Annotated in this window: 12 protein-coding genes; 4 read left to right on the top strand and 8 right to left on the bottom strand. The window is 71.2% G+C overall.

Features of this window, described 5'->3' with window-relative positions; genetic code table 11:
• The 7 genes from B9O00_RS26070 to B9O00_RS26040 form a co-directional block, all read right to left on the bottom strand.
• A partial coding sequence (locus tag B9O00_RS26070) for a HAMP domain-containing protein (RefSeq protein WP_143596348.1) occupies positions 1-973 on the bottom strand: 973 nt, incomplete at its 3' end.
• Positions 974-1,050: 77 nt separating this feature from the next.
• Positions 1,051-1,506, bottom strand: coding sequence for a cache domain-containing protein (locus B9O00_RS26065; RefSeq protein WP_200808668.1), 456 nt, complete (start codon positions 1,504-1,506; stop codon positions 1,051-1,053).
• 353 nt (positions 1,507-1,859) lie between these two features.
• Positions 1,860-3,221, bottom strand: coding sequence for a M16 family metallopeptidase (locus tag B9O00_RS26060; protein ID WP_085125648.1), 1,362 nt, complete (start codon positions 3,219-3,221; stop codon positions 1,860-1,862).
• A gap of 40 nt (positions 3,222-3,261) precedes the next feature.
• The gene (locus B9O00_RS26055; RefSeq protein ID WP_218822951.1) at positions 3,262-4,617 is read right to left on the bottom strand and encodes a M16 family metallopeptidase; all 1,356 of its coding nucleotides are present in this window, start codon (positions 4,615-4,617) and stop codon (positions 3,262-3,264) included.
• Positions 4,618-4,768: 151 nt separating this feature from the next.
• Positions 4,769-5,341: a DUF3035 domain-containing protein gene (locus B9O00_RS26050; protein ID WP_085125646.1), complete on the bottom strand. Its 573-nt coding sequence runs from the start codon at positions 5,339-5,341 to the stop codon at positions 4,769-4,771.
• 23 nt (positions 5,342-5,364) lie between these two features.
• Positions 5,365-5,835, bottom strand: coding sequence for a signal peptidase II (gene lspA, locus B9O00_RS26045; RefSeq protein ID WP_085125645.1), 471 nt, complete (start codon positions 5,833-5,835; stop codon positions 5,365-5,367).
• Between the two features lie 162 nt (positions 5,836-5,997).
• The gene (locus B9O00_RS26040) at positions 5,998-6,441 is read right to left on the bottom strand and encodes a MaoC family dehydratase (RefSeq protein ID WP_085125644.1); all 444 of its coding nucleotides are present in this window, start codon (positions 6,439-6,441) and stop codon (positions 5,998-6,000) included.
• A gap of 212 nt (positions 6,442-6,653) precedes the next feature.
• Between B9O00_RS26040 and B9O00_RS26035 the strand changes: the two genes are divergently transcribed.
• The 4 genes from B9O00_RS26035 to B9O00_RS26020 all read left to right on the top strand — a co-directional run bounded on the left by B9O00_RS26035 (position 6,654) and on the right by B9O00_RS26020 (position 10,930).
• Positions 6,654-7,169 carry a hypothetical protein gene (locus tag B9O00_RS26035; RefSeq protein ID WP_085125643.1) on the top strand — a complete coding sequence of 172 codons (516 nt, stop codon included), beginning with the start codon at positions 6,654-6,656 and terminating at the stop codon, positions 7,167-7,169.
• A gap of 238 nt (positions 7,170-7,407) precedes the next feature.
• A complete protein-coding gene (locus tag B9O00_RS34195) occupies positions 7,408-8,115 on the top strand; it encodes a cold-shock protein (protein ID WP_085125642.1) in 708 nt (235 codons plus the stop codon).
• Between the two features lie 262 nt (positions 8,116-8,377).
• On the top strand, positions 8,378-10,507 hold the full coding sequence (locus tag B9O00_RS26025) for a methyl-accepting chemotaxis protein (protein ID WP_085125641.1): 2,130 nt from the start codon (positions 8,378-8,380) through the stop codon (positions 10,505-10,507).
• Positions 10,508-10,615: 108 nt separating this feature from the next.
• Positions 10,616-10,930 carry a hypothetical protein gene (locus B9O00_RS26020; RefSeq protein ID WP_085125640.1) on the top strand — a complete coding sequence of 105 codons (315 nt, stop codon included), beginning with the start codon at positions 10,616-10,618 and terminating at the stop codon, positions 10,928-10,930.
• 57 nt (positions 10,931-10,987) lie between these two features.
• Here B9O00_RS26020 and B9O00_RS26015 read toward each other — a convergent pair whose 3' ends face one another.
• Positions 10,988-11,779 carry a 2-keto-4-pentenoate hydratase gene (locus B9O00_RS26015; RefSeq protein WP_159460335.1) on the bottom strand — a complete coding sequence of 264 codons (792 nt, stop codon included), beginning with the start codon at positions 11,777-11,779 and terminating at the stop codon, positions 10,988-10,990.
• Positions 11,780-11,853: the final 74 nt, after the last annotated feature.

The following is an 11,853-nucleotide window of genomic DNA, read 5'->3' as shown; positions in this document are numbered from 1 at the left end:
TGTGGGCGGCATTGGCGGTGTCGGTCAGGCGCCCGGAGGTGTGGTTCATGCCGCCGGCGGCCCTGGCGACGGCCTCGAGCAGGCTGCGCACCTTGTCGTCGAAGCCGGCGGTCAGGCGCTGCAGGCGCTCGGCGCGGGCGGCGCGCTCCTCCTGCTGCCGGGCGGTCTGGCGGCTGAGCTCGACGTTGCGGATCATGTTCTCCTTGAAGACCTGGACGGCGCTGGCCATGCGGCCGAGCTCGTCCCGGCGCTCGGTACCCTCGATCGCGACCGAGGTGTCGCCCTCGGTGAGGCGCGTCATCGCCGCGGTGAGGCGCGTCGTCGGGCGCGAGATTGCCCGGCCCAGCAGCACCGCCGCGCCCAGCGACAGCAGGATCGCCAGGCCTGCCGTCGCGAGGACCGCGATCAGCGTGTTGCGCAGCGAGCGGTCGACCTGGCGCGCGATGGCGCCGTCGGCCGCGGTGACGTCGGCCAGGATGTCCTTGCCGGCCTCGACGGCGGCGCGCTGCTTGACGCCGCTGTCGTTCATCAGCATCAGCGCGATGAAGGCGTCGACCGGGATCGTGTCGAGCGCTTCCGTGGCGGCGGGCTTGTAGGCGGCGAAGCGCTTGGCGAACTCGGCCATCTTCGCCGGATCGACGACCTGCTGGTCGGTCTGCCGCTCGAGCAGCGTCTGGGCCGTCCCGAGCGCCTGCTTGGCCTCGGCGATCGCCTTGGCGATCAGCGTCTCGTCGGAGACGTTCTGCTTCCAGCTGGCTGCCTGCAGGGTCTCCAGGTGGGCTGCCGACAGCGCCAGCAGCATCTGCTGCAGGTCGGAGCGCATCGAAGAGATGCGCGCCTGCGCCTCGGTCTGCCGCTGCAGGTCCAGGTAGGTGGCCAGGAAGACCAGGCCGATCGCGACGATCATGACGGCGGCGAGGGCCGGGGCGATCAGCGACTTCACGAGAATCGGGGCGTTGGCGACGGCTTTCACGGGCTCTTGTCCTCCGGCTGGGCTGCACCTGGAAAGCCGGCGGGAGGCGGCGGGGCGCCGCCTCCCGCCGGATCGGCTCACTGGACGTAGGCGCCGACGCCGAGCCAGACGCCGCTCGTGTGGATGATCCAGGACCGCTTCGGCTCGACCTTCTTGCTGACCGGGTTCTGCCAGGAGTACTCGACCCAGCCGGCGTCCTGCACGGCGACGAAGTCCTTGACGAACTGCTTGCCCGTCGGGTCGCGCAGCTCCATCAGGTTCTTGCCGACCAGGGCCGGATTGGCGCCGTGGGCGACCGCGGCGCCCTTGGCGTCGTAGACGAAGACGTAGAGGTCGCGGTCCTTGAACTGGTCGGTCTCGGTGAAGGCCTTGAAGGCCTTCTCGGGGCCGTTGGCCTCGAGGAAGGCCGCGGCCTTCTCGGCCATCGCCTTGGCTTCGTCCGGGGTTCCCTGGGTTCCGGCGGCGACCGGAGCGGCGAGCAGCAGCAGGGCCGTACCGAGAACGGCGAGCGAGCTGACAATTCTTGAGAGCACCTTTTGCCTCCATGGCATGATTGAAACGGGCTCTCGTCTCTATAGTCTGATATATTAAGGGTATATGAATCGATTTTCTATGTATCGAAAATCTTGAATTCCCCTAAAGAGTGTACTTAAAGGAATGGAGACCATTCATGATGGATAGTGTGCCGGAGACGGACAAGAACGACTAAAATGCTTTCGATCAAAATCTTCTCGTGTCGGATGTAATCTTGCGATGCCAGCGCCTGTCCGGTGTGCCGGAAAGACTTGATCGCCGGCTGCAGGGCGCAGGGTCGCGCCGCGCCGGCGGCTGCCGACGCGGTTCCGGGAGACGGGTATGGGAGCGGGGCGGCCGGGACCGCGCCGGATCAGCCCTGGGGCAGGGGCGAGGGGCGCGTCGCCTCGACCTTGGCCGGCTGGCCGACCACCACGGTCGTCAGCTCTCCGGCGTCGAACAGGCGCTTGGCGACCGTCTTCGCCTGCTCCAGGGTCACGGCGTCGATCAGCGCGTCGTGCCTGTCGATGTAGTCGATGCCCAGGTGCTCGAGCTGCATGCCGACCAGGGTCGAGGCGATGTCGCCGGTGCTCGACAGGCGCAGCGGGAAGGAGCCGGTCAGGTAGGTCTTGGCGTCGTCCAGCTCCTCGGCCGTCGGCCCGCTCTCGCCCATGCGCCGCCACTCCTGGCGGACGATGTCCAGGCTCTCGGCGACGCGGGCGTTCTGGGTGCCGAGGCCGCCGACGATCAGGGCGGCGTGGTCGAGCGGCGCCAGGTAGGAATAGACCGAGTAGGCGAGGCCGCGCTTGACGCGGACCTGCTTGGTCAGGCGCGAGGAGAAGCCGCCGCCGCCGAGCACGTAGTTGACGGCGTAGGCGGCGTAGTAGTCGGGATCGTCGCGGGCGATGCCCGGCTCGGCGAAGGCGACGGTCGACTGCGGCTGGTCGCGCTTGACGACGATCAGGCCGCCCTTGGTGCTCGGCTCCACGTCGGGCACCGCCGGCGTCTCGCCGCTCGCAGGCAGCGCACCGAAGGTCTCGTCGAGCAGGGAGGCGAGCGCCTTGGCGTCGATGTCGCCCGACACGCCGATGACCAGGCGGTCGCGGCTCAGCCGCTGCTCGACGTAGCGCTTCAGGTCGGGTGCCTGGATGCGGTCGAGGGTCTCGGCGGTGCCGTCGGGCGAGCGGCCGTAGGGATGGTCGGGGAACAGGGCCGCCCAGAGCTGGCGGCCGGCGATCGAATCGGGGTCTTCCGACTTGGATTCGAGGCGTGCCTTCAACTGGGCGCGCAGGCGGCCGACCGGCTCGGGGTCGAAGTGCGGCTCGGTGAGCGCCAGGCGGAGCAGCCGGAACGCCTCGTCGCGGTTGCGCGTCAGGGTCGCCATCGAGGCCCGGAAGGTGTCGCGGCCGGCGTCGAAGGAGAGCTGGATCGACTTGTCGGCCAGTGCCTGCTGGAAGGCCTCGCTGTCGAGCTTCCCGGCACCCTCGTCGAGCAGATAGGCGACGAAGCGCGACAGTCCGGCCTTGTCGGCCGGGTCGGCCGCGGCGCCGCCGCGGAAGGCGAGCTCGAGGGACAGCATCGGGTTGCTGTCGTCCTGGACCAGCCAGGCCGTGATGCCGCCCGGCGAGACGACGCGCTGGACCTCGACGGCCCGCGCCGGCAGGGCGATCAGCGCCGCCGGCAGGGCCAGGAGCAGCAGCAGCGTCGGGCGGAAGGCTCTCGGAAGGGCGGGCACGGCGGGACCTCGCGGTCGGGGGCGGGAAGGGCGGAGAGGCTCAGCTGGTCGGCTTGGTGCGCAGCACCGAGGTCACCGAGTTGACCGGGTCGAGGACCGCGCGGGCGGCCGCCTCGACCTCGGCCTTGGTGACCGCCTGGATGCGGTCCGGCCAGGCCTCGACGTCGGCGACGCTGCTGCCCGTGGTCAGGGCCTTGCCGATGATGTGCGCCGCAGAGCCGGCCGAATCGTTGGCGTAGACGGTCTGGTCGATCAGCCGCTGCTTGGCCTTGGCGACCTCGTCCTCGCTGACCCCCTTGTCGAGCAGCGTGGCGATCTGGGCACGCAGGGCGGCCTCGACCTTGTCGACCGCGACGGTCGGGCGCGGCGTCGCCCAGAAGGCGAAGCTGCTGCCGTCCAGGCCGTCGGGGTCGTAGCCGGCGCCGGCGCCGGCGGCCAGCGGCTGCTCGACGACCAGCGCGCGGTAGAGCCGGCCGACCGAGCCGTCGAGGATCTCGCTCAGCACCTCCAGGGCGTAGGCGCGCTCCCTGGGCTCTGCGGTATGGTAGCTCGGGGCGCGGTAGGTCACCGAGATCGAGGGCCGGCCGGCCTCGGCGCTGGTCAGCTCGACCCGGCTGCCGGCCCAGTGCCGCGGCTCCTGGACGCGGTCGCGCGGCGGCACGTCCTTGCGCGGGAGCGGGCCGTAGTACTTCTCGGCCAGCTTCCTGACCTCGGCCGGATCGACGTCGCCGGAGACGACCAGCACGGCGTTGTTCGGCGCGTACCAGCGGCCGTAGAAGTCGAGCGCGTCCCGGGTCGTCAGCGTCGCCATCTCGTTCTCCCAGCCGATGATCGGCCGGCCGTAGGGATGGTGCACCCAGAGGTCGGCGCGGGCCGCCTCGGCGAGCTGGGAGCCGGGGTCGTTGTCGATGCGCATGCGCCGCTCCTCCAGGATCACGTCGCGCTCCGGCAGCACGACCTTGTCGGTCAGCTGCAGGTTGGCCATGCGATCGGCCTCGAGCTCCATGACCAGCGGTAGCCGGTCCTTGGCGACGGTCTGGAAGAAGGCAGTGTAGTCGTAGGTCGTGAAGGCGTTCTCGCTGCCGCCGTTGCGCGCGACGATCGCCGAGAACTGGCCGGGCCCGTGCTCCTTGGTGCCCTTGAACATCAGGTGCTCGAGGAAGTGGGCGATGCCCGACTTGCCGCGCGGCTCGTCGGCCGAGCCGACCTTGTACCAGACCATCTGGGTGACGACCGGGGCCCGCCGGTTGGTCACCACCACCACCTCGAGCCCGTTGTCGAGGGTGTAGACGGTCGGCGAGAAGACCTTGGCGTCGGCGGGCCGCGGCGGCAGGCCTGCCAGGGCGACGGCGAAGAGCGCGAAGGCGACGAAGAGCGGGCGAGGCGTCAGGCGCAAGGCGTTGCTCCGGCTAGGGATGGACTCCTCCGCCGGACGACCGCGCAGTCGCCCGGAACCGAGCCTCATATTGGGCCTGCAGCCCCGGGGGAAAAGCCCCGGCCGTCGCCCCGCGACCGGCTGCCGCTGCGGCGCCGGTCCCCGGGGACGCCTAGAAGATGCCTTCGAGCAGGCCCTTCTGGCGGCGCTCGATGATCGGCGCGTCCTTGCCGGTGACCGGCTCGCCCAGCGCCTGGGCCTCGCGCAGGCGACGGCTTTCCTCGCCGGCGTTGATGACCTCGCCGGGCGGCTCGTCCTTGCGCCAGAACACCAGCTCGTCGATCAGGCTCTTGCTGGCCTCGTCGATCTGGTTGGTCTCCTCGTTGACGAGCTGGCGGATCTTCGGATCGGCCTTCTCGACGCCGGCCTCCATCAGCAGCGCGCGTTCGCCCTTGGAGCGGCCGTCGTCCGGGATCACCGCGTCGACGCTCTGCTGCTTGTTGTCGGAGATGCGGAACACGGTCTGGCGCGCCTGGTCGCGCGTCGTGCCCTCCTGGGGCCGCGTCGCGCCCGGCTCCGGCGGCCGCAGCGCGAAGTTCGGCGGCACGGTCAGCGGTGCGCGCGAGACGACCTTGAACTCGTCGGGCGCGGTCTTCGACAGGCCGAACTGCTGGCGGACGTTCTCGCAGCCCGACAGTCCGACGGCGGCTCCGATGATGGTGATCAGCGCTAGGCGGCGCATCATGGTCTGGTCCCTCCCTGGCCGACCTATGTATCGTCGTGCGACGATCCGAACAAGGAGTCGGCGAGGAGCAAAATGACGCCGCAGAAGATCGCGCTGTCGGCGAGGTTGAATGCGGGCCAGTGCCAGTCGGCGAGATGGAAGTCCAGGAAGTCGACGACGGCACCGTGCACGAAGCGGTCGACGATGTTGCCGATGGCGCCGCCGACGATCAGGCCGACCGAGACCGCCGGCGCCCAGCCGCCCTGGCGGCGCACCCAGTAGAGCAGCCCGGCGACGACGGCCAGGGCGAGGGCGGCCAGCAGGTAGGGCTTCCAGCCGCCGTGGCCGGACAGCATGCCGAACGAGACGCCACGGTTGAAGGCCAGGACGATGTTGAAGAAGCCGGTGACCTCGATCGCCCGCGGCGGCGCCATGACGACGGCCAGGATGAACCACTTGCTCAACTGGTCGAGCAGGACGACGAAGGCGGCAAGCCCCAGGGTGCGCGGCAACATTCGAGAAAGGCTCCCCACCCGAGCGATGGCGCCGGCCCAGCCGCCGCGCCGACGGCCTTACGCTGTCGCGGGTCGTGCGGTCAAGCCCGCGCGCTGTCCCGGCCCAGGGCGGCGACCGCCGCCGGAGGAGCGGGCCGGAGGCGGCTTCGAAGGCGAGCCGGGCTATTCGGCTGCCTGGGTCGCCTCGGCGCGGCTGGCGACCATCAGCAGGGCCTCGCCGTCGACCACGACGCGGTCGCGCACCGTGCAGACCGTGTCGAAGGTGACGCGCCGGCGCTCCATGTCCATGGCCTTGACCGTGACCTTGGCGGTGACGGTGTCGCCGACCTTGACCGGCGCGCGGAAGCGCAGGCTCTGGCTGAGGTAGATGCAGCCCGGGCCGGGCAGCCGGGTGCCGAAGGCCGCGGAGATGAAGCCGGCCGACAGCATGCCGTGGGCGATGCGCCCCTTGAACATCGTCTGCTCGGCAAACTCCTGGCTCAGATGCACCGGGTTCATGTCTCCGGACACACCGGCGAACAGCACGATGTCCGCATCGGTCACCGTCTTCGAGAAGCTCGCAGACATGCCGATCTCGAGATCCTCGAGGTAGTAGCCTTCGTTCATCATCCTGTCCTGGAGCTGCCCTGCGCCCGCAGGCGCACTCGTCGGGGGCGAAGATGGATTGTGCGGCGCAATATATACTGACCGGCCGTGGCTTCAGCAAGATCGGAGGCCGCCTGCCGGTCCTCGGCGCGGTCCGGCGGGTGACGCGGCGCCGATCGAGCTGATACAAGGAGGGCTGCCGTTCCGCCCTCCTGGGATACCGCGCGCAAGCCATGCGGTCCGCCGTCCTGCTGTCGCTCCTGGCGCTTGCCGCCCTGTCGCTCGCGGGCTGCGTGACGCCGGCTGCCGAGCGTCCGGCGGCAGGGCCGCCGCCGGACGACGAACTGACCGCCCGGCTCGACGCCGCCCCCCCGCCCGGTCTCGCGCGGATCGTCTTCTACCGGCAGGCGATCCCCTTCCTGCAGGGCCTGCATCCGGACCTGATCGTCAACGGCAAGCGGGTCGGCACGGCAGGGATGGGCGACGCCTTCGTGCGCGACGCCAAGCCGGGCGGCTACGAGGTTTTCTCGACCGGCGACCCCGAGACCGTGGTGGCCTTCACGCTGGCCGCCGGGCAGACCCGCTACGTCAAGATCGGGCCCGAGTTCCACGGCCTGGCGTTCCGGCTGTCGGCCCAGGAAGTGCCGGCCCATCAGGCGCTCGCCGAGCTCGCCGACCTCGATCTCAGCCGCCGCGGCCGGATGACGCAGCCCGGCACCGTCGGTCGCCGGCGCGTCATGGGTCGTTGACACGCCGGATACAAGGATTCCCGTCGATTCGGTCGCCACTTTGGGCTATAGTTAAGTTGTCATGTCGCCGTCGGGTATCCATCGTAACCGTGGTCGCAGTCCGTCCGACTCCTCTTGAGACCGGTTTCCGGCCGATGCAGGCCTCGTGTGTGTTGGGCTCCGACACGGCAACTGACGCGGCGCATCCGGATCGAATGGTGCCGCAGATCCAACCAGAGTTTGGAGTCTCCACTCAGTGATGAACAGTTTCTCCGGGTCGGGCGACGACGCCCGCACCGACGTCAAGGCCGTGGTCAAGTGGTTCAACGCCACGAAGGGCTTTGGCTTCGTCCGGCTCGACGACGGGTCGCCGGATGCCTTCCTGCATGTCTCGGTGCTGCAGCCGCACGGTCATGCGACGCTGCCCGAAGGCACCGAGCTGATCTGCGACGTCGCCCCCGGACGCAAGGGTCTGCAGGTCCAGTCGATCAGCTCGATCGAGTCGATCCCCGACGCACCGCCGGCCGGTGCCCGCCGGCCGCGTCCGGGCGGCTTCGGCGGTGGCGGCTTCGGTGATCGCGGCGGCTTCGGTGGTGGCGGCGGCTACGGCGACCGGGATCGCGGCGGCTTCGGCGGCGGCGGTGGCTACGGCGACCGGGACCGGGGCGGCTACGGCGGCGGCGGTTTCGGTGGCGGCGGCTACGGCGATCGGGATCGCGGCGGCTTCGGCGGCGGCTCGCGCGACCTCGGGCCGGTCTCGGACCCGGTCGAGGGCACGGTGAAGTTCTTCAATCAGGAGAAGGGCTTCGGCTTCATCGTGCCGGACGACGGCGGCAAGGACGTGTTCGTCTCGGCACGCGTGCTGCAGCGCAACCACATCATGACCCTGGAGCCGGACCAGCGGGTGCGCGTGACCACCCGTATGGGCGACAAGGGCCCGATGGCCGAATCGGTCGAGCTGGCCTGACGCCGGCTTCGGCCTGAGACAGCGGCGGCCCCGAGGGCCGCCGGACGACGACGGCTTCGCGACGGGGCCGCCGGGGCAACCGCTCCCGGCGGCCCCTTTGCTTGTCCGGACCTGACCGTCTGGATAGGCACCTGTCCGTTTCGACCCGCCGGCCTGCCGAAGGGACAGCCTGACGGAACCGGCCCGGAGCCGTAAACGAGGCGGGTCCTTGGTCCGCGGTGCCTGTCTTGCAGGTGCACTGCTTTTCAGGAGGAAAGGCCCCGTGAAGGCAATCAAGTCGCTGTCCCTGGCATTCAAGCTGCCGGCTCTGTTCATCCTGCTGTCGACCGCCGCCGCCGTGCTGGTCTCCGCCGTGCTGACGCAGCAGGCCGAGCAGTCGCTGCTGGCGGGCGCCGAGCACGAGGAACGTCTGCTCGTCGAGGCCCGCGCCGGCCGGATCGAGAGCTATCTGACCTCGATCGCCGAGGACCTCGAGCTCGTCGCGGCAGCGCCCTACACGGCCGAGACGATCGCCGCCTTCAGCGAGGCCTGGGCCGCGCTCGGCGAGGATCCGACCACCGAGCTGCAGCGCATCTACGTCGACGACAACCCGCATCCGGCCGGCGAGAAGGACAAGCTGCTGGACGCCGCTCCGGACACGCTCTACGGCCGCACCCATGCCCTGCGCCACGTCTGGTACCGCCGGCTGCAGCAGACCCGCGGCTACTACGACGTCTTCCTGTTCGATACCAAGGGCGACCTGCTCTACACGGTGTTCAAGGAGCGCGACTTCGCGACCAACCTGCTGTCCGGCAAGTGGCGCGAGACCGGGCTCGGGGCGGTCTACCGTGCCGCCCTGGCGGCCCCCGGCCTGCAGTTCGCCGACTTCGCGGCCTACGCGCCGTCGAACGGCGTGCCGGCCGCCTTCGTCGCCCGCCAGGTGACCGACGGTGCGGGACAGGTCGTCGGCGTGCTGGCCTTCCAGATGCCGATCGACCGCCTGAACGCGGTCGCCGGCGAGAAGACCGGTCTGGGCGAGACGGGCGAGGTGGTGCTGGTCGGCCCGGACCGCCTGCTGCGCAACGACCGTCGTTTCGCCAAGGCCTCCACGATCCTCTCGGAGCGCGACGGCGGCACCGCGGCCGGGCGGGCGCTGGCCGGCGAGTCCGGCACGCAGTTCGAGGGCGGCCGCCTCGAGGCCTTCACGCCGCTCGACGTCTTCGGCAAGCACTGGGCGGCGATCGAGCGCAAGGACAGCGCCGAGATCATGACGCCGGTCGACCACATGCTCCGCGTCGCCGCCGTCACCGTGCTGGTCGGCGCGCTCGCCATCGGTCTGCTCGGCTGGCTGACCGCCCGCGGCATCGTCCGGCCGATCCGCCGGATCGAGACCGCGATGCGCCTGCTCGCCGACGGCGCCTACGAGACCGAGGTGCCGGAGCGCGGCCGCGCCGACGAGCTCGGCTCGATGGCCGCCGCCGTCGAGGTCTTCAAGGCCAACGGCCTGGAGCGCCGGCGCCTGGAGAGCGAGCAGGCGGCCGCCGCGGAGACGGCCGAGCGCGACCGCCGGGCGACGCTGGACAAGCTGGCCGACGACTTCGAGCGCAGCGTGCTGGGGGTCGTCCAGGCGGTCACCGCCTCGGCGGGCCAGGTCCAGAGTTCCGCCCAGGGGATGTCGAGCGCCGCCGAGCAGGCCTCTTCGGAGGCCGAGGCGGTGACCCTGGCGGCCGGCGAGACCTCGGGCAACGTCCAGACCGTGGCCTCGGCGACCGAGGAGCTGCACGCCTCGGTGCGCGAGATCGCCGGCCAGACCGCCGGCTCGAGGCAGATCGCCGAGCAGGCGGTGCGCGAGGTCGGCGACAGCCTGGTCCAGGTCGAGGGGCTCTCCGCCTCGACCCGGCAGATCGGCGGCATCGTCCAGCTGATCACCGAGATCGCCGAGCAGACCAACCTGCTGGCGCTGAACGCGACCATCGAGGCGGCGCGGGCCGGCGAGGCCGGCAAGGGCTTCGCCGTCGTGGCCAGCGAGGTCAAGAGCCTGGCCGACCAGACCCGCCGGGCGACCGAGGAGATCGTCGGCCAGATCGGGACGGTGCAGTCCCAGGCCTCCGCGGTCAGCGGCACCATGGGGTCGATCGGCAAGGTGATCGGGCGCGTCAACGAGGCGATCACCGCCATCGCCTCGGCGGCCGAGCAGCAGAACGCCGCGGCCGGCGAGATCGCCCGCAACATCGCCGAGGCGGCCCAGGGCACCGACCGCGTCAACCAGAGCATCGGCGGCGTCTCCCAGGCTGCCGGTGCGACCGGCCAGGCGGCGCGCGACCTGCTCGAGGTGGCCGGCGAGCTGGGCCGCCGCTCGGCCGATCTGCAGCAGGAGGTCGGCAGCTTCCTGCGACAGGTCCGCGCCGGCTGATCCAGGCGGCCGTTCCGGCGCGCTCCGGCACCGGGATCCGCGCGGTCCCGGAACCGGCCTGCGCCGGAAGCTATTCAATCGGCCGCGGACAGGCGCTACCGTGGCGGGATGCTTCGCACGCTCTGGCTCATTCTGCTGATCGCCTGGACGCTGCTCTGCGTCGCGTCCCTCGCCTTCGGCTTCTTCCCGCTCGGCGAGGCGCTGGGCGGTGCCGCGACGGTCGCGCCCGAGACGACGCTGCAGGTCATGTCGCTGCCCGCCTTCGTGCTGTCCTTCGCCGTGCACCTGGTCGCCTGGTCGGCCGGCGCGACCCCGCTGGCCCTGTTCCTGCTGATCTGCAGCCTGCCCGGCCGCCGGAGCGCGGACCCGCGGCCGGCCGCGGTGCACCGCCCGGCCGCCACACGCCAGGAACCGACCCTCTGAACGACCGCCCGGCCGCGCCGTTGCGCGGCCGAGGCCGGGACGCGGGTCCGGCCGCCGCTACGCCGGCTCGACGGCGCCGACCGAGACCTCGATGGCGCCGGCGCCGTGGAACTCGACCAGGCCGCGGCGGCCCGGCGTGATCGCATGCATGCCGGTCGTGGCGCCGGTCAGGACGACCTGGCCCTTGCGCAGCGTCTCGCCGCGGCCGGTCAGGTGCGCGGCCAGGAAGGCGAGGGCGCCGAGCGGCCCGCCGGGAACGTTGGCCGCATCGCCCTCGCCGACGACCTCGCCGTCGATGGTCATGCGCGTCGCCAGCTCGTCGAGCCGCTGGCTTCTCCAGTCCGGAATCTCCGGTCCGACGACGGCGCCGCCGTTGAACGCCAGGTCGGCGATCATCGCCGCGGAGCCGAGGCTGATGATCGGCGCGATCGGGCTGGCGGCGATCTCCGCGCCGCCATGCAGGCTGGCCACGGCATCGGCCACGCTCTCCGGCGTGAAGGGGCCGTCCGCCGCCGAGAGGTCGCGCCCGAGCCGGATCACGAACTCGGCCTCCAGCGCCGCCTCGCCGCCCTCGAAGACCGCGACCTCGACCGGCTTGCCGGGGGCGGCGGTCCAGAGCGTGTCGGCGAACAGCGGGCCGGCCAGGCGCTCGCCGCCGAGCTGCTGGCGCAGCCGCGGCTGGATCATCGCGACCTTCCAGCCGACGAGCGCGCGACCGCTCTGGCGGCGCACCTCGTCCTGGATCGCGTAGGCGGTCTCCAGGTCGGTCGGCACGGGGCCGGGGAAGTCGTGCAGCGGCGTCGCCTTGCGGCGCGCCTCGAGCAGCCTGGAAGCAATCTCGCTGATCATCGAAGGCGATCCTCTCTCTGGTCCGTCCGGTCCGGCTTCGCTCCTGAGGTAGCACGGCCGGCGCCGCCCCAGAA

This window comes from Tistlia consotensis USBA 355, from assembly GCF_900177295.1.
Taxonomy (GTDB): Bacteria; Pseudomonadota; Alphaproteobacteria; order Kiloniellales; family DSM-21159; genus Tistlia; species Tistlia consotensis.
This window is presented reverse-complemented; position numbering and strand designations above follow the sequence as displayed.

Excerpts from the sequence above, each read along its gene's own strand:
- B9O00_RS26050 (WP_085125646.1), bottom strand. The coding sequence starts at position 5,341 with ATGATGCGCCGCCTAGCGCTGATCACCATCATCGGAGCCGCCGTCGGA.
- lspA (WP_085125645.1), bottom strand. The coding sequence starts at position 5,835 with ATGTTGCCGCGCACCCTGGGGCTTGCCGCCTTCGTCGTCCTGCTCGAC.
- B9O00_RS26040 (WP_085125644.1), bottom strand. The coding sequence starts at position 6,441 with ATGAACGAAGGCTACTACCTCGAGGATCTCGAGATCGGCATGTCTGCG.
- B9O00_RS26035 (WP_085125643.1), top strand. The coding sequence starts at position 6,654 with ATGCGGTCCGCCGTCCTGCTGTCGCTCCTGGCGCTTGCCGCCCTGTCG.
- B9O00_RS34195 (WP_085125642.1), top strand. The coding sequence starts at position 7,408 with ATGAACAGTTTCTCCGGGTCGGGCGACGACGCCCGCACCGACGTCAAG.
- B9O00_RS26020 (WP_085125640.1), top strand. The coding sequence starts at position 10,616 with ATGCTTCGCACGCTCTGGCTCATTCTGCTGATCGCCTGGACGCTGCTC.
- B9O00_RS26015 (WP_159460335.1), bottom strand. The coding sequence starts at position 11,779 with ATGATCAGCGAGATTGCTTCCAGGCTGCTCGAGGCGCGCCGCAAGGCG.